Source organism: Variovorax sp. BGA-UO-ETr-C22 (assembly GCF_059567965.1).
The window spans coordinates 1158578-1179619 of sequence record NZ_JCAQPA010000011.1 but is presented as its reverse complement, the minus strand read 5'-3'; the positions used below and the strand labels follow the sequence as shown (position 1 = coordinate 1179619).

The 21042-nt window shown below is 68.9% G+C and carries 20 protein-coding genes; 9 read left to right on the top strand and 11 right to left on the bottom strand.

Annotated elements, in window-relative coordinates:
• Nucleotides 1-43: 43 nt before the first annotated feature.
• Entirely contained in the window at nt 44-838 is a 795-nt protein-coding gene (locus tag AC57B8_RS25565) for a LuxR C-terminal-related transcriptional regulator (protein WP_062472928.1), read from the bottom strand.
• Between the two features lie 379 nt (nt 839-1217).
• Here AC57B8_RS25565 and AC57B8_RS25560 point away from each other — a divergent pair, with 379 nt between their 5' ends.
• The 8 genes from AC57B8_RS25560 (at nt 1218) to AC57B8_RS25525 (ending at nt 6922) form a co-directional block, all read left to right on the top strand.
• On the top strand, nt 1218-1910 hold the full coding sequence (locus tag AC57B8_RS25560) for a hypothetical protein (RefSeq protein WP_062472930.1): 693 nt from the start codon (nt 1218-1220) through the stop codon (nt 1908-1910).
• Nucleotides 1911-1988: 78 nt separating this feature from the next.
• Nucleotides 1989-3029 (top strand): hypothetical protein, encoded by a 1041-nt coding sequence (locus AC57B8_RS25555; protein ID WP_496481126.1) that lies wholly within the window; start codon nt 1989-1991, stop codon nt 3027-3029.
• 23 nt (nt 3030-3052) lie between these two features.
• Nucleotides 3053-3391 (top strand): hypothetical protein, encoded by a 339-nt coding sequence (locus AC57B8_RS25550; RefSeq protein WP_062480212.1) that lies wholly within the window; start codon nt 3053-3055, stop codon nt 3389-3391.
• Nucleotides 3392-3482: 91 nt separating this feature from the next.
• Nucleotides 3483-3992: a hypothetical protein gene (locus AC57B8_RS25545; protein WP_095745288.1), complete on the top strand. Its 510-nt coding sequence runs from the start codon at nt 3483-3485 to the stop codon at nt 3990-3992.
• A 56-nt stretch (nt 3993-4048) separates the two neighbouring features.
• Complete coding sequence (locus AC57B8_RS25540) at nt 4049-4411, top strand: GIY-YIG nuclease family protein (RefSeq protein ID WP_496481125.1); 363 nt, start codon at nt 4049-4051, stop codon at nt 4409-4411.
• On the top strand, nt 4408-4848 hold the full coding sequence (locus AC57B8_RS25535; protein WP_496481124.1) for a MarR family winged helix-turn-helix transcriptional regulator: 441 nt from the start codon (nt 4408-4410) through the stop codon (nt 4846-4848). The genes AC57B8_RS25540 and AC57B8_RS25535 overlap by 4 nt, the downstream gene beginning before the upstream one ends.
• 68 nt (nt 4849-4916) lie before the next feature.
• Nucleotides 4917-5489, top strand: coding sequence for a DUF2239 family protein (locus tag AC57B8_RS25530; RefSeq protein ID WP_070060635.1), 573 nt, complete (start codon nt 4917-4919; stop codon nt 5487-5489).
• On the top strand, nt 5486-6922 hold the full coding sequence (locus tag AC57B8_RS25525; RefSeq protein WP_495304003.1) for an MATE family efflux transporter: 1437 nt from the start codon (nt 5486-5488) through the stop codon (nt 6920-6922). Before AC57B8_RS25530 ends, AC57B8_RS25525 begins: the two co-directional genes overlap by 4 nt.
• Nucleotides 6923-6940: 18 nt before the next feature.
• Here the strand turns inward: AC57B8_RS25525 and AC57B8_RS25520 are convergent, their stop codons facing one another.
• Entirely contained in the window at nt 6941-7417 is a 477-nt protein-coding gene (locus AC57B8_RS25520; RefSeq protein WP_095745292.1) for a VOC family protein, read from the bottom strand.
• 147 nt (nt 7418-7564) lie between these two features.
• Between AC57B8_RS25520 and AC57B8_RS25515 the strand changes: the two genes are divergently transcribed.
• Nucleotides 7565-8899, top strand: coding sequence for a serine hydrolase domain-containing protein (locus AC57B8_RS25515; protein ID WP_496481123.1), 1335 nt, complete (start codon nt 7565-7567; stop codon nt 8897-8899).
• A 6-nt stretch (nt 8900-8905) separates the two neighbouring features.
• On the opposite strand, the gene AC57B8_RS25510 is transcribed toward AC57B8_RS25515, so the two are convergent.
• The 9 genes from AC57B8_RS25510 to AC57B8_RS25470 all read right to left on the bottom strand — a co-directional run bounded on the left by AC57B8_RS25510 (nt 8906) and on the right by AC57B8_RS25470 (nt 21041).
• Nucleotides 8906-11320, bottom strand: coding sequence for a TonB-dependent siderophore receptor (locus tag AC57B8_RS25510; RefSeq protein ID WP_496481122.1), 2415 nt, complete (start codon nt 11318-11320; stop codon nt 8906-8908).
• 103 nt (nt 11321-11423) lie between these two features.
• Complete coding sequence (locus AC57B8_RS25505) at nt 11424-12440, bottom strand: FecR family protein (RefSeq protein WP_496481121.1); 1017 nt, start codon at nt 12438-12440, stop codon at nt 11424-11426.
• Nucleotides 12441-12509: 69 nt separating this feature from the next.
• The gene (locus tag AC57B8_RS25500) at nt 12510-13019 is read right to left on the bottom strand and encodes an RNA polymerase sigma factor (RefSeq protein ID WP_307583739.1); all 510 of its coding nucleotides are present in this window, start codon (nt 13017-13019) and stop codon (nt 12510-12512) included.
• Between the two features lie 211 nt (nt 13020-13230).
• On the bottom strand, nt 13231-14667 hold the full coding sequence (locus AC57B8_RS25495) for a PAN domain-containing protein (protein WP_496481120.1): 1437 nt from the start codon (nt 14665-14667) through the stop codon (nt 13231-13233).
• 184 nt (nt 14668-14851) lie between these two features.
• A complete protein-coding gene (locus tag AC57B8_RS25490; protein WP_496481119.1) occupies nt 14852-16336 on the bottom strand; it encodes a flavin-containing monooxygenase in 1485 nt (494 codons plus the stop codon).
• Between the two features lie 19 nt (nt 16337-16355).
• Nucleotides 16356-17966 (bottom strand): MFS transporter, encoded by a 1611-nt coding sequence (locus AC57B8_RS25485; protein ID WP_496481118.1) that lies wholly within the window; start codon nt 17964-17966, stop codon nt 16356-16358.
• A 59-nt stretch (nt 17967-18025) separates the two neighbouring features.
• Complete coding sequence (locus AC57B8_RS25480) at nt 18026-18655, bottom strand: PqiC family protein (protein ID WP_496481117.1); 630 nt, start codon at nt 18653-18655, stop codon at nt 18026-18028.
• A complete protein-coding gene (locus tag AC57B8_RS25475) occupies nt 18652-20307 on the bottom strand; it encodes a PqiB family protein (RefSeq protein WP_496481116.1) in 1656 nt (551 codons plus the stop codon). Before AC57B8_RS25475 ends, AC57B8_RS25480 begins: the two co-directional genes overlap by 4 nt.
• The gene (locus AC57B8_RS25470; RefSeq protein ID WP_095747606.1) at nt 20304-21041 is read right to left on the bottom strand and encodes a paraquat-inducible protein A; all 738 of its coding nucleotides are present in this window, start codon (nt 21039-21041) and stop codon (nt 20304-20306) included. The genes AC57B8_RS25475 and AC57B8_RS25470 overlap by 4 nt, the downstream gene beginning before the upstream one ends.
• Nucleotide 21042: the final 1 nt, after the last annotated feature.

The window sequence follows — 21042 nt, the reverse complement described above, 5'->3', positions numbered from 1 at the left end:
CATGGGTGGCTCCGCTGCGAACGCGGCGCGCCCGAAGCGCGCCCTAGAGCAGCCCCCGGTGCGAGGCGAAACTCACGGCCTGCGCGCGGGTGTGGGCGTGCAGCTTGCGGTAGATGTTCTTGACGTGTGCGTTAACCGTCTGGGCACTGATGGTGAGCTGCAGCGCGATCTCTTCCGTCACATATCCCGTGGCTACAAGTCGCAACACTTCGCGCTCCCGTGCCGACAGGGTCGCCTTGCTGTCCGGCGGGCGCACCGGGCTCGGATTGGCGCGCTGGTGGTCCAGGTGAACGAGCAGCCGGCGCGCCAGCCGGGGGGTGATGGCAGCCCCTCCATTCACCACCTGCAACACGGCCTGGGCATAGCTCTGGAACCAGGCGTTCTTCACCAGGTAACCCGAGGCGCCGAGCTCGAAGGCATGCAGCACCTGGGGCTCGTCTTCCAGCGCGGAAATGACGATGATCTCGGCGGCGCTGCGGTGCTTCTTGGCCTCTTCGATGAGCTCGAATCCGCTGCCGTCCCCGAGGCGGATGTCGACCATGAGCACATCGAATTCATGCTGCATCAAGAGGCGCCTTCCCTCGCGCAGGGAGCCGGCCTGGCCTTCGAGCTGGATGCGCAGATCGCCCAGCAGTTCCTGGGCGATGACACGGCGGACAAAGGGGTCGTCGTCGACGAGCAGGACACGAACGGGCTTGGTTTCCTGGCCTGTCAGGTAGTCCGGCCACGGCAGGGTATCCGCCGAGGGAGCCAGCAGCCCACCGAACTGGCCGGGATTGGAGAATTTCCTAGCGCCACCACCGACATCGGTCAATGAAATGTCGAGATCGTTTTCCATTTAAGCCCCCTTGTCACAGATAAAAGTCGCGACTTCGTGAACAAAAGTTAATCGATTTCTACTCTTTTTCCGGCTATCGGCTTTTTTGATTACCTTGGTTTCTTTCGGTTGCAATATTGCCAGATTGTGAACGAAAGTGATAGTGGCCACGAGGGAAACAGGGCCGGAAACCGGTCCCCTGCCCACGCCGAAAACGCGGCCGGGCATTGCTTTAGCCATAGCCTTGCACTACCCAGCCTGAGGCATTTTTCGATCCCTTCCCCTCGCTGAAACTGCATCCCGGTCGCAACGGAATCCATTCAATCCGTGCTCGCTGACCGTCGCTGATGGCCGGATTCCCCGGCGATCGGGTTCGTTTCAACACTATCGAGGAAGCATCATGAAGAAGACTCTTATCGCCATGGCAGTGGTTCTCGTGGCTGGCATCGGGACCGCAACCGGCAGCAGCGTGGCGCTCGCCGTCACCAACACCACGACCGGCTCCTCCAGCTCGGCAGGCTCGGTCGCCGCCAGCTCCGGAACGGGCAGCGCACTGAGCTACAACGCCGCCAGCTCCACCTCGTCGGCCACGGCCAACGCGGCGGGCGGCGCAGCAGGCAACGCCTTCCTGCGCGTCGGCGGCGCCACCGCCAGCGGCTCGGCCACCACGCAAGGACGCGTGACCAGCGTGGCAGCAACGACCGGCAACGGCGTGGCTGCAGGCGGTGCGAATGCACAGGCCAATGCGACCTCGAGCGCCAATGCGAACTACGCCGGCGGCGGCGCCAACCCCGTGAGCGGCTCTGCAGGCGGCGCAGCCGGCTCCACCACCAACAACACCGCAGCCACCGCTGCAGGTCCTGGCGGCGGTCTGGCCGTGGTGACGCGCACCTCGGGCACGACGGCCGGCTTCAGCGCCAACTCGGGCGCGGTCAACGGCATCGTCAACGGCACGACGACCTCGGCCACGTCGGGCTCGACCGGCGGTTCCACGGGCGTCATCAACTTCGCCGTGGGCAACGCAGCGGGCTTCAGCAACGGTGGCGGCACCGCCGGCGGCGCGATCTCCGGCGCAACGGCCAACGCTCCCTGAGCGATCCGGACCATCGGTTGTTGGACCAGAAACGGGGAGGGGCACGCCCCTCCCCTGCTTCCCAAAGGAGTCGAAAAAATGAAAACATTGATTGCCCTGACCTTGCTGGGCCTGTCCGCCGGCGCCTTGGCGCAGACCACGGCGGGTGGCGCCAACAACCAGTCGCAGAGTTCAGCCACCACCAACGCCCAGGGCAACACCCAGGCGGTGAACTTCAACAGCTCCGCCCCCTCGGAAGTCACCTCCCGGGCCACGGTGGACAGCAACAGCACACAGAACATCAACAACACGGGCGCGACGACCAGCACCGTCGACTACCGTGGCAGCTACACCGTCAAGAACGTGCCCTCCGTGAGCGGCCCGAACCTGACGACCAGCAATGACACCTGCATGGGCAGCACCAGCGCCAGCGCCAACGGCGCAGGGGTCGGGCTGAGCTTCGGCACCACCTGGACGGACGAGCACTGCAAGCGCCTGAAGATGAGCCGCGAGCTCTGGAACAAGGGCATGAAGGCAGCGTCGCTGGCCATGGACTGCATGGACCCGGCAGCCCAGGCGGCCCTGGAGATGACCGGCTCGAAGTGCCCGCAGTCGATGACCGCCGAAGAACGCGTGAGCGCGTTCGGACCGCAGGCCTCCTCGGCCGGCGCGCCCGTGGCGGCACGTCCGGCGGCGCCGGTAGCGCCCGTGGCCGCGGCTCCAGCACCTGCGCCAGCCCCCGTGGCGGTGGCCGTGCCCCAGCCGGTGGCGCCCGTGGCACCTGCAGCGCCTGTCGCGTTGGCGCCGGCCCCGGCCCCCGCGCCGGTCGTGGCGGTGCAGCAGCCCGCCGCACCGGCCACGCTGGTCGAGGCGATGCCCATGGCAGCCCCGGCGCAGGAACAGCCGGCACCGCAACCGGCACCGGCCGCGACCGCCGTCCCGGTGTCTGCGCCGGAGGTGGCACCGGCCCCCGTGGCCGCAGCGCCCGCCGAGGAAGCCGCGGCACCTGCGGCGGAGGCGGCCCCGGTCATTGCGAGCGCCGTGGCCCCGCAGCCGGACATCCTGGAAGCGCGCATCACGCGCCGCCTGCCGGCTGACCCGGCCGACGAGGTGGATTCGGCACTGGCCGACGCGCAATGAGGTCGGCTCTGGAGTCCATCACCATGAACACCAGGACCGTTCCTCTCTGGCTGGCCGCCTGCTGCGTGGCGACGGCGTCGGTCGCCGCCACGCCGATCATCCGCATCGAGCGGATGCCCATGGGCAGCGGCCTGCAGAACGCCAGCGGTACGGAAAACGCCGAGCCGGTGGGCGACTACGGCGTCTGGCACGTGCCGCAGTACATGCCGGGGTTCCCGACCTCGGCCACCATCTGGCCGCGCGTCGTGATCATCCAGTGCAACGTCACGCGGTGCAGCGGCTACGAGGTCACGCCCGAACTGGGTCGGGGCGAGTACCTGTTCTTCCGGCCGGCGGAAGACAGCAGCGTCGGCCGCAAATAGACAGGCGCGCAGACGCCGCTTTTTCGAACGATGCGCCGCCGGGTCCGCAAGGTCCCGGCGGCGCGCGGCCGTGTGCGTATACCCTTCGCGCATGCACAACCCCCTCGTGCGCGCCTTGCGCGCCCTGTTTCGCGCCGTTGCCACCACGATCCTCGTGCCGGTGCTGCTGTTCGAGGAATGGGGCTGGGCCCCGCTCGCGGCATTGGTCGCGCGGCTTGCGCGCCTGCCCTTCTGGGCGCGGCTCGAGAACCTGCTGCGCGCGCTGCCGCCCTGGGGCGCGCTGCTCGCGTTCTTCGTGCCGATGCTGCTGCTCTTTCCGGTGAAGCTGCTGGCGCTGTTCCTGTTCGGCCGCGGCCACGCGTTCAGCGGCATGGCCGTGCTGCTGCTGGCCAAGCTCGCGGGCACGGCGGTGGTCGCGCGGATCTTCCAGCTGGTCGAGGGCTCGCTAATGCGGCTGGCCTGGTTCGCCCGCTGGTACCCGCGCTGGAAAGGCTGGAAAGACCAGGTGCTGACACGGGTCCGCGAAAGCCGCCCCTGGCGCATCGTGCGGGCGGTGCATCGGCGGGTGCTGCGCGGCTGGCACCGGCTGCGCGCCGAGTGAATTTATTTTTACCCGGGTGTATTGTGTTTTATATTTTGCCCGGGTAATATTTGGAGATGAATCCATCTCCTTCCACCCGACGTACCCTCGTCAAGCAATACAAGGACAGCGTGCGCCCTGCCGGCGTCTTCGTCATCCGCAACCTGACGGACGGCCGCGTCTACGTGGCCGGCAGCCTCGACGTCGAAGGCGCCATGAACCGCGCCCGCTTCGAGTTGAACCTGCGCTCGCACCGCAACAAGGCATTGCAGCGCGACTGGGTGGCGTATGGCACGACGCACTTCGGTTTCGAAGTGATCGACCGGGTGAAGGAGCGCGACGACCCCGCCTTCGACCGCGCGGCGGAACTGGAAAAGCTGCTGGAGCTCTGGCGCGAGGAACTCCAGTGCACCACTGACAAGGGCTACAACACGCCATGAGCACCGACGCACTGGGCTTTTGCCTCGACCTCGGCCGCGCCCACGCCAGCCTGAGCCTCAAGCTCAACGAAGACCTGGGCGCCTTCCATGGGCTGGACTACGACGACTTCACCCTGCTCCACCTGTTGCTGCGCGCCGGCAACGGCGCCATGCCGATGGCCGAGCTGGCGCACACGCTGGGGTTGCCAATGTCGGCGCTGATCCGCAAGATGGTGCTGCTCGAAAAGACCGGCCTGGCCGAGCGCACGACGGGACCCGATGACGACCCCCAGCGCCATGCGAATATTCGCAGCGGCGGAAGGAAGTTGATGCAAGCCGCCATCACCACCGTCGAAGCGATCTGCGTCGATGCCGTGAAATCGCTGGACCCGCAACGCCTGCCAGACCTCCATGCCGCGCTGCGGGTGCTGTGCGATCACGACACGCCGCACGCCTGAACCGTCCTGCGGGTAGATTACGAACCTCGTTTCGTTCCGCCCGGATCGACAACCCAAAAAGAATTTGCATGTCACCCGACGAACTACCGACCACATTCACTGCGTTTGCCGGCTTCCAGCGCGTCGCCGCCGGCACCAAGGCCCAGGTGCTCACGCAACTGCGCGAGCGCGGCGACGCCGCCACCTGCCTCGTGTTCGACGACCAGACCGGCGAGCAGCTCGATGTCGACCTGCGCGATCCGAAGGCCATCGAGACCTCCGCGCTCGAAGCCGAGAAACACGAAGACGCACCGCGCGGCGTCGGCCGTCCGCGCCTGGGCGTGGTGGCGCGCGAAGTCACGCTGCTGCCGCGTCACTGGGACTGGCTCGGCCGCCAGCCGGGCGGCGCCTCGGTGGCGCTGCGCAAGCTGGTGGACGACGCACGCCACGTGCACGCCGACCGCGACACGGTGCGCGCCGCGCGCGAAGCCACCTACCGCTTCATGACCGCCATCGCGGGCAACCTGCCCGGCTTCGAGGAAGCCACGCGCGCGCTGTTCGCGGGCGAGCATCAGCGCTTCAGCGACCTCGTGGAACCCTGGCCCACCGACCTGCGCGTGCACCTGCACAAGCTGTCGGCCGGTGGCTGGGGTGCTGCATGAGCGCGGCGCCCGACAGCAGCAGCACCACCACCAGCCCCGGCAACCCGAGCGGACTGCGCGGCGTGCCCGTGGCGCCGGTGGGTGCGCCGCGTCCGCTGTGGAAGGTGTTCCTGTTCTTCCTGGCGCCGATGTTGCTCAGCAACATCCTGCAGTCGCTCTCCGGCACCATCAACAACGTCTACGTCGGGCAGATGCTCGGCGTGAGCGCGCTGGCGGCGGTGTCGAGCTTCTTCCCGGTGATGTTCTTCTTCATCGCCTTCATCATCGGCCTGGGCGCGGGCGCCTCGGTGCTCATCGGCCAAGCTTGGGGCGCGCGCGACGCGGCCAAGGCCAAGGCGGTGGCGGGCACCACGCTCACGGTGGGCCTGCTGCTGGGCCTGGCGATCGCGGTGTTCGGGGGCCTGTTCACCACGCCGATGCTGGCCATGCTGGGCACGCCGCCCGACGTGCTGGCCGACTCCACGCGCTACGCCCGCATCATGCTGATCGCGATGCCCGGCGTGTTCCTGTTCCTGCTGGCCACCGCCATGCTGCGCGGCGTGGGCGACACCATCACGCCGCTGCTGACGCTGCTGATTTCCACGGCCATCGGCCTGGTGGTCACGCCCGCGCTCATCCGCGGCTGGGGCGGGCTGCCGCAACTGGGCGTAGCGGCCGGCGCGTGGGCCTCGGTGCTCTCGTTCGCGGTCGCGACCACATGGCTGGGCTTCCGGTTGCGCCAGAAAAAGAGCCCGCTCGCGCCCGACGCGGAGTTCGTGCGCTGCCTGCGCATCCAGCCGCAGCTGCTGAAGGCGGTGCTGAAGATCGGCGTGCCCACCGGCGTGCAGATGATCGTGGTGGCGCTGGCCGAAGTGGTGCTGCTGTCGATGGTCAACAGCTACGGCTCCAACGCCACGGCCGCCTACGGCGCGGTGAACCAGGTGGTGGCCTACGTGCAGTTCCCGGCCATCTCGATCGCGATCACCACGTCGATCCTCGGCGCGCAGGCCATCGGCGCGGGCCGCGCCAACCGGCTGGGTGCCATCGTGCAGACCGCGCTGGGCATGAACCTCGTGCTCACGGGCGGGCTGGTGCTGCTGGGCTATTTATTCTCGCGTCCGCTGATGGGCTTCTTCATCACCAGCGCACCGGTGATCGAGATCGCGCAGAACCTGCTGCACATCATGCTGTGGAGCCTGGTGCTGTTCGGCATGGCCTCGGCGATCTCGGGGATCATGCGCGCCAGCGGCTCGGTGCTCGTGCCGACGCTCATCTCGATCGTCTGCATCCTGGGCGTCGAGGTGCCGGTGGCCTGGCTCATGAGCCGCCACTTCGGCATGGGCCTGGACGGGATCTGGGTCGCCTACCCGGTCACCTTCGGAGCGATGCTGCTGCTGCAGACCGCGTACTACCGCCTGGTGTGGCGCAAGAAACCGATCGGCCGGCTGGTCTGACCCCAACTTCGGCGGGGTTCACTCCCCGTCGAAGGCCTTCTTCACCGTGGCGATGTCGAGCTTGATCATCTTCATCATGGCCGCCATCGCACGGGCCGCCTTGGCCGCATCCTTGTCCTGGAACATGCGGATGAGCGGCATCGGCGTGACCTGCCACGACACGCCGAAGCGGTCGGTGAGCCAGCCGCACTGCACGGGCTGGCCGCCGCCCTCGAGCAGCTTGTCCCAGTAGTAGTCGACCTCTTCCTGCGTCTCGCAGGTCACGATGAGCGAGATGGCCGGCGTGATCTTGTACTCGGGCCCGCCGTTGAGCACCATGAACGACTGCCCGTCGAGCTCGAAGGTCGCCGTAAGCAGCTTGCCCTTCTTGGCGGGATTCACATCGCCCCAGAGCAGCGTGTCGGTGAGGCGCGACTTCGGAAAGATGGCGGTGTAGAACTTGACCGCCTCCTCGCCGTTGCCGTCGAACCAGAGGCAGGGAATGATCTTCTGCATGGAATCTCCTTGGGTTGAATGATGAACTGAAGGGTTCAGTATCAAAGCCGAAGCGGCGCCCTGTCAACCTGCGCCGCGGCTGTCAGTGAGAAGTTCGCAGGCCGGGCCGAGGGCCACAATGGGCCGGTCCTTCGCTTCGGAACTGCCATGTTCGCCCCTTCCAGAACCCGCCTTGGCGCCCAGGCTTTGCTGGCCGCCGCGCTCACCGCCCTGGCGGTGTCGGCCGGCGCGGCCGATGCCACCTACCCCGACGCCGCCGCCAGCGACCCCGCCAGGCTCGGCTGGATGACCGGCTCGCCGCCGCCGCCCGAGCGCACGCTGCGCTTTGAGGACGGCAGCTATTTCCAGTTTCCGGCATTGCGCTGGAGCGTGTCGAATTTCCGCCAGCTGATGCCGACCGTGAACGTGTCGCGCGGACTCGGTGCGCCCACCGCCCTGCCCCAGGCCTTGCGCGCGGACATCGACACGCTCAGCTTCACGCCTCTCGATGCGAAGACGCCCATGACCTGGGACGCCTCGCTGGCCGCCACCTACACCGACGGCATCCTCGTGCTGCACCGCGGACGCGTGGTCTACGAGCGCTATTTCGGCGTGCTGAAAGACGATGGCCAGCACGGCGCCATGTCGGTCACCAAGTCGGTGGTCGGCACGCTGGGCGCGATGCTGGTGGCCGAAGGCACGCTCGATGCCGGCAAGCCGGTGGCCCACTACGTGCCCGAGCTCGCGACCTCGGCCTTCGGCAACGCCACCGTGCGCCAGGTGCTCGACATGACCACGGGCCTGAAGTTCAGCGAGGACTATGCCGACCCGAAGGCCGAGGTCTGGGCCCATGCGCAGGCCGGCAACCCGCTGCCCAAGCCCAAGGACTACACCGGCCCGCGCAGCTACTACGAGTTCATGCAGACCGTGCAGCCCGAGGGCAAGCATGGCGAAGGCTTCGGCTACAAGACCGTCAACTCCGACGTGCTGGGCTGGGTGATCGCGCGCGCCACCAGCCGCACCGTGGCGCAGCTGCTGTCGGAGCGCATCTGGCGCCACCTGGGCGCCGAGCAGGACGCCTACTTCACCGTCGACTCCATCGGCACGCCCTTCGCGGGCGGCGGCCTGAACACCGGCCTGCGCGACCTCGCGCGCTTCGGCGAGATGCTGCGCAACGACGGCCGCGTGAAAGGCCGGCAGGTCGTGCCCAAGGCGGCCGTCGAAGACATCCGCCGCGGCGGCGACAAGGCCGCCTTCGTCAAGGGCGGCTACCCGCTGCTGCAGGGCTGGAGCTACCGCGACATGTGGTGGGTGACGCACAACGACCACGGCGCCTACATGGCGCGCGGCGTGCACGGCCAGCGCATCTACATCGACCCGAAGGCCGAGATGGTGATCGTGCGCTACGCCTCGCACCCGATCGCGGGCAACGCCGCGAACGACCCGGTGACGCTGCCGGCCTTCGAGGCGCTGGGGCGGCATTTGCTGCGCGCACCGCGCTGAAAGCAGTTACCAGCGGTAGGTCGCCGTGGCCGTCGCCGTGCGCGGGTAGCCGTAGTAGCAGTTGCGGTAACCGCAGTTCGCGAAGTACGTCTTGTTGGTCAGGTTGCGCAGGTTCAGCGCCAGGCTCCAGCGGTCGATGTCGTAGCCGAGCATGGCGTCGAACACCGTCGAGGCCGGCACCTTGCTCGGCCACGCGGCCTCGCCGTCGCCATAGTTCGAGCCCGTGTAGCGCGCGCCCAATCCCACCTTCACGCCACCGGCGAAGCGGTAGTCCGCCCACACCGACAGCCGGTGGCGCGGCACGGCCGTGGCCTGCTTGCCGATCTCTTTCGTGTTGGCGCTTGCCGTGACGATGGCCCGCGGCGTGTAGCTGTACGACGCCGTGAGGTTCAGGCGCGAGGCGATCTCGGCCGTGGCCTCGAGCTCCAGGCCGCGCACCGAGATCTCGCCCGTCTGCTTGGGCATGAACTCGCCGTCGTAGCTGATGTAGTTCTTGCGCCGCAGGTCGAAGATGGCGGCGCTGTACATCGCCTTGCTGCCCGTGGGCTGGTAGCGCACGCCGGCCTCGTATTGCTTGCCGCTTTCGGGCTTGAACGGGTCGCCCGACGCCGGGTCGATGGTGGCCGTGGGCGCGAACGATTCCGAGTAGCTCAGGTACGGCGCCCAGCCGCTCGGGTGCAGGTAGACCAGGCCGGCCCGGCTGGTGAACTTGTGGTCGCGCATGCGCTGGCGCGAGCCGTCGAGGCGGCTGTCCACGGTGCTGTCGGCGGTGTCGTAGCGCCCGCCCAGCGTCAGCGTCCAGCGCTCGCCCCACTTGATCTGGTCCTGCAGGTAGACGCCGGTCTGCGCAAGCCGCGTGATGCCGTCGAAATACGGCGCGGGCCGCTCGATTGGCCCGCCGTACACCGGCGCGTAGATGTTCAGCGGCGAGGCGCTGCCGCCGCTGAAGGTGACCTGGTCGATGCGCGTGCGCTGGTAGTCCAGCCCGACCAGCACCTTGTGCTGCGTCTCGCCCAGGCGGAAATCGGCCTGCAGCTGGTTGTCGAGTGCCAGGGCGCCGATGTTCTCGCGGCTGCCGAACACGCTGCGCGACATCTGCTGGAAGTTGAGCGGGTCGTTCGGCACGTCGGGGTTCAGCGCCATGAAGCCCTTCAGCTGCGTGCCCGTGTAGTCGAGCTTCTGGTGCGCATAGCGCGCGTTCTGCCGCACCGTGAAGGTGTCGTTGATGCGGTGCTCGAACTGGTAGCCGACCATCTGCTGGTCCTGGTCGAAGCGGTCGAAGCCGGGCTCGCCGACGAAGAGTTTCGAGGGAATGGTGGTGCCGATGGCGGTCGGATCGAGCGAGCCGACCTGCGGCCGTGCGCGCGTGTAGACCCCGCCGCGCGTGCGCGAGAACTGCGACAGCAAGGTGAGCGTGGTGTCGCCCGACGGCTTCCAGGTGAGCGCGGGCGCGATGTACATGCGGTCGTCGGCCTCCTTGCCCGCCGGCAGTTGCGCGTCGCGCACGAGGCCGGTGATGCGGTACAGCAGCTTGCCGTCGGCATCGAGTGCACCCGAGAAATCGCCCGCCACCTGCTTGCGGGCGTGGTCGCCCACCTGCAGCTGCAGCTCGCGCACGGGCTCCGCCGTGGGGCGCTTGCTGACCACGTTCACCACCCCGCCGGGGCCGCTCATGCCGTACAGCACCGACGACGGGCCGCGCAGCAGCTCGATGCGCTCGGCGCCGTAGTTCTCGGTGCGCCACACGCCCCAGGTGCTGTTGTTGCGCAGCGGCAGGCCGTCCAGGTAGAAGCCCGGCGAATAGGCGTCGAAGCCGCGCAGCGAGATCCAGTCGTAGCGCGAGTCGGCGCCGTAGGTGGTGGTCGACACGCCCGGCGTGTAGCCCAGCGCGTCCTTGAGGTTGGTGGCGCCGATGGCCTCGATGCGGTCGGCCGTGATCACCGAGATCGACTGCGGCGTCTCGATGATCGGCGTGTCGGTCTTGGTGGCGGTGGCGCTGCGTTTGGCGACATAGCCCTGCACCCGGCCCGTGGCGCTTTCCTCGCCGTCGGCCACGACGGTCACCGCCGGCAGCGTGGAGGTGCCGCCCGTGGCGGGCGCGGTCTTGATGACGGCCGCATTGCCTTCCATCGTGGCCGCCAGGCCGCTGCCGGCCAGCAGCCGGTCGAGCGCCTGCCGGGCCGTGAGGCTGCCCGAGATGGCGGGCGCGGTCTTGCCCGCGACCAGGCTCTGCTGCACGACCAGCTGGATGCGGGTCTGCCGCGCCCAGTCGTTCAGCGCCTCGGCCAGCGGCTGGGCCGCGATGCGGATCGGCTGGGGCGCGCCCTGCGCCCGGGCCATCAGGGGCGCGTTCGCCAGGGCCAGTGCAACGGCCAGGGCCAGCGGCGCGGGTGTCATCTTTGTTCTCAAGCGCTTCGTCATCGAACGTCTTCCAGGTAGTGAATGCAAATGGTTCCTATCTGGGCTGACGCACGAGCCGGCGGAATCCCCGTAGTGCCGGCGAGAAATTCTTGATTCTTTTGTTTCAGGGGGCCGGCAGGATTTCCGCGACCGTGCCGGTTTCCTTCAGCCGCACCGGCAAGGCGCTGGCCAGGGCGCGCCGCAGCGTGCGCGCGTCCCTCGGGTCGAAGGTGCCGCTCAGTCGCAGGGCCGCCACGGCCGGGTCGTTCACCACCAGGCCGGTGCTGCCGTAGCGCTCCAGTTCGGCCAGCGCGCGGGCCAGCGGTGTGTCGACGAAGCTCAGGCGGTGCTCGCGCCAGGGCGCGATGCCGTCGCGCGGCACGGCCGAGACGGCGGAGAACCGGCCCTGCGCATCGCTTTCCACCTGGCGCCCAGCGGTCAGGAAGACTTCGCTCGTCGCATCCGGCGCCCGGCGCACCACGCGCACCTTGCCCTCTTCCACCGACACCCGCGTGCCGTCGGCGCCCGGCATGCCGGGGGTGTGGCGCACGGCAAAGCGCGTGCCGACCACCCGCACGCGCAGCGGACCGGCCAGCACGTCGAACGGGCGTTTCGCATCGGACTGCACCGCGAACACCGCCTGCCCGTCGATCAGCGTCACCTCGCGGCGGTCGCGGAACAGGCGCACTTCGAGGCGGGTGGCGGTGTCCAGCCGCAGCCGGGAGCCGTCGGGCAGCGGCGCTTCGAGCTGCTGGCCGCGCCGGGTGGCGAAGGCCTGTTCGAATACGGGCTGGGCTTGCATGTGGTGCCAGCCGAGGTAGCCGGCGCCGACCGCCATGCCGGAAGCTGCCAGGACAAAAGCCGGTTTCAGGAAGCCGCGGCGCGTGGGTGCGGCGGGCGCGTGGCCTTCGAAGCCGCTGCGCCAGCCCGCGACCGTCTCGGGCGCGATCGCGTCGAAGGCGCGCCAGCGCGACTCCCATTCGCGAAACGCCTCGCCATGGCGCGCATCGGCGCCGAGCCAGGCCTGGAACGCGCGCTCGTCGGACGCGCTCCAGTGCGTGCGCTGGCGGCGGACGAACCAGTCCAGCACGTCCTGTCGCAGGCGCAGGGCTTCTTCGGACGGTGGCGACGTGAGGGTCATGACGTGGGGATCGTTCTTATGGGGGTAGACGCACGAGCGTGGTCAAACCCTGTAATGGGGCGTCTCATCTCACTCTGAACCACGGGTCCGCTCCAGGCATGCCCAGCACGCCTCCATCGCGATGCGCAGCTGCATCTCGACCGTCCGCACCGAAATGCCCATGCGCGCAGCCACCTCGGCATACGAAAGCCCGTCGAACTTGTAGAGCACGAAGGCTTCGCGGCAGCGCGGAGGCAGCCGGTCGATGGTCGCGACCATGGCCGCCATGCCCTGGCTGGACGACAGGATGGCGTCGGGTTCGAAGGTGGGCGGGCCGATGCAGTCGTCGGCGTCGGGCGGCGCGTCATCGGGCGCTGCCGTGTCGCCGCCCGCGCGCACGCTGGTGCGGCGGTGGTGGTCGGTGACGAGGTTGCGGGCCGTGCGGTACAGCAGCGCGCGCGGATCGCGCACCACGCTGCCGGTGCGCTGCGCCTCGTACACCCGCACGTAGCTCTCCTGCGCCAGGTCGGCCGCGGTGGCGCGGTCGGGAACCTTGCGGGACAGAAAGCTCAGCAGCTCGCGGTAATAGCGTTCGAACACGGGCGCACCACAGCCGGAAAGGGTTGGTCGAAGTCCAGGGGCAGGTTGGCTTCGACACGGCGTGGCTACCTGAGAGATTCAGAACAAAAGAAAACGCGAGATTATGTGCGGGTTCAACCCGCCGATCGCCGAAGGGTAGGCATTTCGCCTGCCGCGCACGGCATGCGTGCGGGCTACCCTCCCCTTCGGCCCCGTCCGGACTCGCCTGCCCTCAGTTCCCGCACGCCGGGTGCTTCTGCCCTTCGGTGGTGTTCGGCAGCCCCAGGAAGTCCAGGATGTGCGGCGTCGTGCCGTCCACCTGCGTCAATGCGGTACCCCCGAGGCTGCCCACGCAGTAGCTGGGCTTGAGCGGGTTCTGGTGGTTGTTGTTCAGGATCAGCAGCGTGCTGCGTTCGGCCGCCGTCTGTCCGCCGTGGCTGCTGCCGGTGCCGCCGTGGTCCGAGGTGACGACGATCAGCCATTCTTCATTCGCGTAGTTCGGCCGCGACGTGAGCGCCGTGAGCACCTGCTGGATCTGCTGGTCTTCGCCGGCGATCTTGCCCTGGTAGTAAGCATTGAGCGGGTCGTAGCTCGGCGCGTGCACGTCGACGTTGTGCAGGTAGTAGAAGATCGCCGTCGGCGGGTGCTTCCAGCTCAGCCAGCCCTTCACGGCATCGGTGGCCTGCTGCGAATTCTTGGCCGCGTTGGCGACCGCGAAGTCGGCCAGCGCGGGGCGCAGGTTGTGGGTGATGTTGAACCAGTCGCCCACCACCGCCGTCGTGGCCGTCGGCCAGGCCGCCTTGATCTGGTCGAACACGTGCGTCTTCTTCAGCGGCAAGGTGGTGGTGTTCGAGGTCACACCGTGCTTGTCGGCCCAGAAGCCGGTGAACACCGACGACCAGCCGGGCCCGCTCACGGTGGCCTGCTTGGTGCCGCCCGCCAGCACGTTGCCGTGGAAGGCGCCGCCAGCGATCAGCGCCGACATCGCCGGCGTCTGCACGCAGCCCGCGCACTGGATCGCGTCGCCGCGCAGACCGTCGATGCCGATCAGCAGGATGTGCTTGTTGCCGGGCACGGGGTTGGGAACGCCCTCGCCCGCGATCAGCGAATAGTGGTCGTAGGGGTTGCCGACGTAGTCGGTCTTCAGGCCGCCGATGTCGCTGGCGCGCTTGTCGCTCAGGTCGCAGCGCTGGTTGGTCTTGTGGTAGTCGAAGGACTTGCACCACGACGAACGGCTCGCGTCGGTGCAGGCGTTGGCGCAGTCGGCGGGCGTCACGGACTGCAGGGCCTCGGTGTTGTAGCCGCTGATGGCCGCATTGGGCGTGCGCGCGAAAGGCTTCAGCGGATCGGGCTTGAGGCTGTAGTGGTCATAGGGGTTGCCGGGGTAGTCGGTCTTCAGCCCGCCCACGTCGGCGGCGCGCTTGTCGCTCAGGTCGCAGCTCTGGGCGGCCTTGTTGTAGTCGAACGAGACGCACCAGGCGCCGCGTGGCGCGCCCAGGCAGGCCGACGCGCACATCTCGGGCGTGGACTGCGTCAGGTTCTCGATGTTGTTGCCGGAGATGGCTGCGTTCGGCGTGGCCGCGAAAGCGTCCAGCGAGGCAGCGCTTGCATGTCCTGCCAGCGCTGCGCACAGCAGGCCCGCCAGGGATGCACGGATCGATGACTTCATGAGGTCTCCTCATCACAGGGTCGTGGGGTGATTCCCGGGTGCCGCCTCGCCGTTTTTTCAGTGCGAGTGCAACGCCGGGCGGAGTAAATCACCGCCGCCTGCCATCGATCCAATTCAAAAATCTTCGATGTTGTATTGAGCAGAGCTATACATCGCCGCGTCACGCAACGCGGTCAGGCCGCGATCAAACCGCGCGGTTCGAGAACGCCATCACCCCGTCGTCCACGCGCCCGAGGCGCAGCAGGAGGATGTCGCGCAGGTAGTTCTGGTGGAGCTTCCACGGCGTGTGCGCGCCCTGCTTGGGAAACTTATCGAGCGAGCGCTGCACGTAGCCCGAGCTGAAATCGATCCACGGTTCAGGCGACAGGTCGGGGCCCGCGTTGTGCGGCGTGCATTGCCGCCAGCCGTGCTTGTGCATGTGGTTCAGCAGGCGGCAGACGTAGGCGCAGGTCAGGTCGCACTTGAGCGTCCACGAGGCGTTGGTGTAGCCGAAGGACGAGGCCAGGTTGGGCACGTCGCTGTACATCATGCCCTTGTAGTTGAAGGTCGCGGCGGGGTCGACGCGGCGGCCGTCCACGCTCAGTTCGATGCCGCCGAGCACCTGCAGCTCGAGGCCGGTGGCGGTGACGACGATGTCGGCCTCGAGCTCGCGGCCCGACTTCAGCCGCAGGCCCTTGGGCGTGAAGGTGTCGATGTGGTCCGTGACCATCGACGCACGCCCCGCGTTCAGCGCCGCGAACAGGTCGCCGTCGGGCACGAGGCACAGGCGCTGGTCCCACGGGTTGTAGCGCGGCGTGAAGTGCGTGGCGATGTCGTAGCCGGGCCCGAGCGCGTGGCGCACGCCGCCCAGCAGGATGCGCCTGACGCGCGCCGGCTTGCGCCGCGCGAGCCGGAAGAACAGCATGCCGAGCGTCACGTTCTTCCAGCGCGTGAGGCGGTACGCGGCCATCGCCGGCAGCAGGCGCCGCAGGCGGTTGGCAATGGGGTCTTCGGCCGGGCGCGCCACCACGTAGGTCGGCGAGCGCTGCAGCAGCGTGACGTGCGCGGCGGTCTTCGCCATCGCAGGCACCAGCGTCATCGCGGTCGCGCCGCTGCCGATCACGACCACGCGCTGGCCACTGTGGTCCAGGTCGGCAGGCCAGTGCTGCGGATGGACGGTGCGCCCCTTGAAGTCGGCCATGCCGGCGAAGTCGGGCGTGTAGCCCGCCTCGTAGCGGTAGTAGCCGCTGCACAGGAAGAGGAAGTTGCAGCGCCACTGCACGGGCCGCTTGTCGGCGCCCTGCTCCACGTCGACCGTCCAGCAGGCCTGAGCGCTCGACCAGGCGGCGCGCACCACGCGGTGCTGGTAGTGGATCTTGTCCTCGACGCCGTGCTGGCGCGCGGTGTCGCGCACGTACTGCAGGATCGACGGGCCGTCGGCGATCGCCTTGGCCTGCGTCCACGGGCGGAACACGTAGCCCAGCGTGTACATGTCGGAGTCGGAGCGCACGCCCGGGTAGCGGAACAGGTCCCAGGTGCCGCCGCTGCGTTCGCGCCCTTCGAGGATCGCGTAGCTGCGGCCCGGGCACTGCGCCTGCAGGTGGCAGGCGGCGCCGATGCCGGACAGGCCGGCACCGACGATCAGGACATCGACATGCGGCGGCGCGACGGCCGGTTGTGCTGCTTCCATCGGTGGTTTGTCTCCTGTCTCATGGCTTGTCGTTGTCCGGCTTTTCCACGGGCGTGCGCCGGATCATCAGCCAGGCGCTCACGGCACTCAGCACGGCCAGGCCGGCGCTCAGCAGCATCACCCAGCGAAAGCCCGCGACGAAGGATTCGGCCACGGCGCGCTTCACGGCAGCAACGGTGGCCGCATCGGCGCCCGGCGGTGCGCCGGCCGCAGCCAATCGATCGCGCTCGGCCGCAAGAAAAGATCGCACCTCGTCCGACGCGCCCATCGCCTGCAGCCGCTCGGCCAGCGCCGCGTCGAAGGCCCAGGCCATGATGGCGCCGAACACCGCGATCGCCAGCACCGCCGCCGCGCGCGACACCGCGTTGTTCACGCCCGAGGCCACGCCCGCGAGGTCGGGCCCCACGGCGTTCATGACCGTGGTGGTGAGCGGCGCGACCGTCACCGTCATGCCGAAGCCCAGCACCACCACGGCGGGCAGGAAGCCGCTCCAGTAGCTCGCCCCCACGCCCGGCAGCGCGAACAGCGCAAAGCCCACGGCCGCGATGGCCGGCCCGATGACCAGCGGCAGGCGCGGCCCGAAGCGGTCGACCAGCTGCCCGGCCCAGCCCGAGAGCGCGAACATCAGGAAGACGAACGGCAGCAGCGCCGCGCCCGCCACCGTGGCCGAATAGCCCTGCACCTGGATCAGGTTGAGCGGAAAGAAATACAGCCCGCCACCCAGCGCCGCGTACAGCAGCAGCGTCAGCAGGTTGGCACCGCTGAAGTTGCCGATGCGCAGCAGCGACAGCGGCAGCATCGGCGTGCGCGCCCGGCGTTCGGCGATGACGAAGCCGACGCTGCCCGCGACGCCGATCGCCAGCGCCGCGAGCACGGCCGGCGAACGCCAGCTTTGCGTGGGCGCCTCGATGAAGGCGTAGACGATGCCGCCCAGCCCGGCGGTCGCCAGCAGCGCGCCCCACAGGTCGAGCCCGCCGCGCGCCGCGGCGCCTTTGCTCTCCGGCACGTGGCGGCGCACGATCCACAGCACCAGCAGCGCCATCGGCACGTTGATGAGAAAGGCCCAGATCCACGAGAAGTGATCGACGAGAAAGCCGCCCAGCACCGGCCCCACCGCCGCCGTGATGCCGCTGAAGCCGGACCAGGTGCCGATGGCCTTGCCGCGCTCTTTTTCAGGAAACGACGCGCTGATGAGCGCGAGGCTGCCCGGCACCAGCAGCGCGCCGCCGATGCCTTGAATCGCGCGTGCGGCGATGAGCTGCTGCACATCGGCCGCGAGCGCACAGCCCACCGACGACAAGGCGAACACGACGACGCCGATGGCAAAGATGCGCCGCCTTCCGTAGTGGTCGCCGAGCGCGCCGCCCACCAGCAGCAGCGCCGCGAGCAACAAGGCGTACGACTCGACCACCCATTGCGCCTGGAAGGCCGTGGCATGCAGATCGGCCTGGATGGCAGGCAAGGCAACGTTGACCACGGTGCCGTCGATGAAGGCCATGCTCGAGCCGACGATGGCCGCGGCGAGCACCCAGGGCTTGGAGGCTTCAGGGCAGGCGCCCTCTTCCGTGGGAGATGGAGACCCATGCAGGATCAGCGTGTCGTCGCAGGGCGCCTTGCCGATCTGTGCCATGGGGCCTCCGTTCTAGCGGATGGTGGCGTGCCTTCCCCCGTCGGGGAAAGGTGAAAGCCTCAGGTCGCGCACGCCGTCGCGCCCGGGTTCGTCCGCGCCGCGTTCACGCTGCGCGCCATGGCCGCCGCCGCCGCAGCCGTCACGCGCTGCGCGCCTTGCGCCAGCGCATCCATGCCGCCGCCGGTGGCTTCGCCCGCGTCGAGGCGGCACACCAGCGTGCGCGCCTCGTCGGAGCGGCGCAGGGTCCAGGTGAAGCCGGCGTCCACGCGCCCGCCGTCCACCATCTCGAACTGGCGCACCTGCACCGCCACGCGCCACACGGGCTGCGAGGTCTGGCGGCCGCCCTGCGTGACGTCGAGCGCGCCGAGCCGGCTGGCGATGCCGCTGCCCAGTGCGTCGCGCAGCTCGTTCTCGAAGGACGAGGCCCAGCGGTGCTGCTCCAGCACGTCGACCTGCACGCCGCCGGTCGGGCGGCGCACCACCATCTGCGGGCGCGCCAGCCGCTCGGGCACGGCCACGGGCGCGAGCTCGATGTACAGCGGCGCAGCGGCATCGGGGATGCGCGGCGCGGCGTCGGTGAGCGCGGGCGGGCTGGCCAGCGTGTAGTAGCTGTCGGGCTTGCTCGCGCAGCCGGCCAGCGCCACCACCGCGGCGGCGCACGCGAGCGCGAAGGTCGTCGTCGTCTTCATTTCTTGTCGTCCGGTTTGCCGCGCAGCAGCGATTCGGGATGGCGTTCGAGGTAGTCGGTCAGCACGCGCACCGAACCGGCGGCGCGCGTCAGCTCGCGCAGGGTCTGGCGCATGTCCTGCTGCAGCGGCGAGTCGTCGGCCAGCGTGCGCTCGGCCGAGTTGACGGTCTTGCGCACGTCCTTCATGGCGGCGGCCAGCTCGGGCGTCACGTCGCTGTTGATGCGGCTGACGGTCTGCTCGGTGCTGGTGAGCGTCTTGTTGAGCGTGGCCAGCGTGGTGCGCAGGTCGGTGGCGATCTGCTCGTAGGGCACCTTGTTGAGCTTGGTGGCGATTTCCTGCACTTGCGACTGGATTTCGTCCAGGCCGTTGGCGATGGTGGGCAGCTCGATCGGGCTCTTCGACAGGTCGATCTTCGCGGGCGGCGCCTTCGGGAAGAAGTCGAGCGCCACGTAGACCTGGCCGGTCAGCAGGTTGCCGTTGCGCAGTTGGGCGCGCAGGCCCTTCTCGGCCAGGAAGCGCAGCCGTTCCTGCTGCGTCGCGCGCGACTCCGTGGCCTGTGCACCGCTCTCGCGGCGGCGCAGGCGGTCGGGGTAGATCTGCACCAGCACCGGCATGCGGAACTCGCGCTCGGCGCGGTCGAACTCGACGCCGATGGATTTCACCTCGCCCAGCACCACGCCGCGGAAGTCGACCGGCGCGCCCGGCGTGAGGCCGCGCAGCGACTGGTTGAAGTACATCAGCAGCGTCTGCGAGGGGCCGTCGGGCTCCTTCATGGCGGCGCTTTCGTCCTGCGCCAGCACGAAGGCGGTGTTCTCCTTGGCCAGCGGGCCCATGGCGTCGTCGGGCGCCTGGAAGGCGATGCCGCCGAGCAGGATGGTGGCCAGCGACTGCGTGCGCAGCGTGAAGCCGCTGGCGCTGAGCTGCGCGTCGATGCCGCTGGCCTGCCAGAAGCGCGTGTTCATGCCGACGAACTTGTCGTACGGCGCGTTCACGAACACCCGCAGCGTGACGCCGCGGCCGTCGCCGTCGAGCTCGTAGGCTGCGACCTGCCCGACCTTGATGCGCCGGAAGTACACGGGCGAGCCGACATCGAGCGAGCCCACGTCGCGCGCGCGCAGCAGGAACTGCTGGCCCGAGTCGCCGCGCGTGACGATGGGCGGGGCTTCGAGGCCGGTGAACTCGCCCGCGGTTTCCTTCTCGACGCCCGCGTCGGCGCCGATGTAGGCGCCCGACAGCAGCGTGCCCAGGCCCGAGATGCCCGAGGTGTCCAACCGCGGCCGCACCACCCAGAAGCGCGAGTCGGCCGAAGTGAAGCCCTCGGCGTCCTTGTTGAGCTGCACCAGCACGCGAACGTGCGAGCGGTCGCGCGCCAGCCGCAGGCTCTGCACCAGGCCGATCTGCACGTCCTTGTATTTCACGGCGGTCTTGCCGGCTTCGAGGCCCTCGGCCGTCTTGAAGGTGAGCACGATCTCGGGGCCGCGCTCCATGAGGATGCGGGCCACCAGCGTCACGCCGACCAGCGCGGCGACGATGGGAATCAGCCAGATCAGCGAGGGCAGCCATTCGCGGCGGCGCGCCACTTTCGGCTTCGGCAGCGCGGGCGGGGCCGGCGCTGCCGGACGGTCTTGCGGTTGCGTGTCTTCTTCACTCATGCGATTTTTTCTTCCCTGCTTTCAATCTGTCGTTCGTCCGTGTCTGCTTGCGGCACCGGGCCGTCCCACGTCAGGCGCGGGTCGAAGCTCAGCGAAGCCAGCATGGTCAGCACCACCACCGCGCCGAAGGCCGCGATGCCCACGCCCGCGGTGATGACCGCGAAGCCCTGGATCTGCACCAGCCCCGTCAAGAGCGACACCACGAACACGTCGAGCATCGACCAGCGTCCGATGATCTCGATGATGTGATACAGCTTGGCCCGCTCGCGCCGGCGCCAGTTGCTGCGCCGCTGTGCCAGCACCACAAGCAAGAGCAATACCGCCAGCTTGAACAGCGGCACCAGGAAGCTCGCGATGAACACGATGGCCGCCAGCCCCCAGGCGCCCGACACCCAGAAGTAGATGACGCCGCTCAAGATGGTGTCGTACTGCGCGCCGAACAGCGTGCGCGTAATCATCACCGGCAGCAGGTTGGCCGGGATGTACATGATGCAGGCCGCGATCAGGAAGGCCCAGGTGCGGTTCAGGCTCTGCGGCTTGCGCGTGTGCAGGTGCGTGCCGCAGCGGGCGCAGGCGTCGCCATCTTCTGCATCGCGCCAGACGGCGGTGCAGTGCGTGCAGACGTGCAGGCCGAGCGCGGCGGCCGTCGGCACCGGGTTCTCGTGGTCGTGCTCGTCGTCGGCCTGCGCCTCCCAGGGGCGTGCCGAGGCCAGGCGGGCGGGCAGCCCGCGCATG

Excerpts from the sequence above, each read along its gene's own strand:
- AC57B8_RS25505 (WP_496481121.1), bottom strand. The coding sequence starts at position 12,440 with ATGACCCTCACGTCGCCACCGTCCGAAGAAGCCCTGCGCCTGCGACAG.
- AC57B8_RS25530 (WP_070060635.1), top strand. The coding sequence starts at position 4,917 with ATGTCACCCGACGAACTACCGACCACATTCACTGCGTTTGCCGGCTTC.
- AC57B8_RS25545 (WP_095745288.1), top strand. The coding sequence starts at position 3,483 with ATGCACAACCCCCTCGTGCGCGCCTTGCGCGCCCTGTTTCGCGCCGTT.
- AC57B8_RS25480 (WP_496481117.1), bottom strand. The coding sequence starts at position 18,655 with ATGAAGACGACGACGACCTTCGCGCTCGCGTGCGCCGCCGCGGTGGTG.
- AC57B8_RS25540 (WP_496481125.1), top strand. The coding sequence starts at position 4,049 with ATGAATCCATCTCCTTCCACCCGACGTACCCTCGTCAAGCAATACAAG.
- AC57B8_RS25475 (WP_496481116.1), bottom strand. The coding sequence starts at position 20,307 with ATGAGTGAAGAAGACACGCAACCGCAAGACCGTCCGGCAGCGCCGGCC.
- AC57B8_RS25490 (WP_496481119.1), bottom strand. The coding sequence starts at position 16,336 with ATGGAAGCAGCACAACCGGCCGTCGCGCCGCCGCATGTCGATGTCCTG.
- AC57B8_RS25495 (WP_496481120.1), bottom strand. The coding sequence starts at position 14,667 with ATGAAGTCATCGATCCGTGCATCCCTGGCGGGCCTGCTGTGCGCAGCG.
- AC57B8_RS25520 (WP_095745292.1), bottom strand. The coding sequence starts at position 7,417 with ATGCAGAAGATCATTCCCTGCCTCTGGTTCGACGGCAACGGCGAGGAG.
- AC57B8_RS25525 (WP_495304003.1), top strand. The coding sequence starts at position 5,486 with ATGAGCGCGGCGCCCGACAGCAGCAGCACCACCACCAGCCCCGGCAAC.
- AC57B8_RS25485 (WP_496481118.1), bottom strand. The coding sequence starts at position 17,966 with ATGGCACAGATCGGCAAGGCGCCCTGCGACGACACGCTGATCCTGCAT.
- AC57B8_RS25555 (WP_496481126.1), top strand. The coding sequence starts at position 1,989 with ATGAAAACATTGATTGCCCTGACCTTGCTGGGCCTGTCCGCCGGCGCC.
- AC57B8_RS25550 (WP_062480212.1), top strand. The coding sequence starts at position 3,053 with ATGAACACCAGGACCGTTCCTCTCTGGCTGGCCGCCTGCTGCGTGGCG.
- AC57B8_RS25535 (WP_496481124.1), top strand. The coding sequence starts at position 4,408 with ATGAGCACCGACGCACTGGGCTTTTGCCTCGACCTCGGCCGCGCCCAC.
- AC57B8_RS25565 (WP_062472928.1), bottom strand. The coding sequence starts at position 838 with ATGGAAAACGATCTCGACATTTCATTGACCGATGTCGGTGGTGGCGCT.
- AC57B8_RS25560 (WP_062472930.1), top strand. The coding sequence starts at position 1,218 with ATGAAGAAGACTCTTATCGCCATGGCAGTGGTTCTCGTGGCTGGCATC.
- AC57B8_RS25515 (WP_496481123.1), top strand. The coding sequence starts at position 7,565 with ATGTTCGCCCCTTCCAGAACCCGCCTTGGCGCCCAGGCTTTGCTGGCC.
- AC57B8_RS25470 (WP_095747606.1), bottom strand. The coding sequence starts at position 21,041 with ATGCGCGGGCTGCCCGCCCGCCTGGCCTCGGCACGCCCCTGGGAGGCG.
- AC57B8_RS25510 (WP_496481122.1), bottom strand. The coding sequence starts at position 11,320 with ATGACGAAGCGCTTGAGAACAAAGATGACACCCGCGCCGCTGGCCCTG.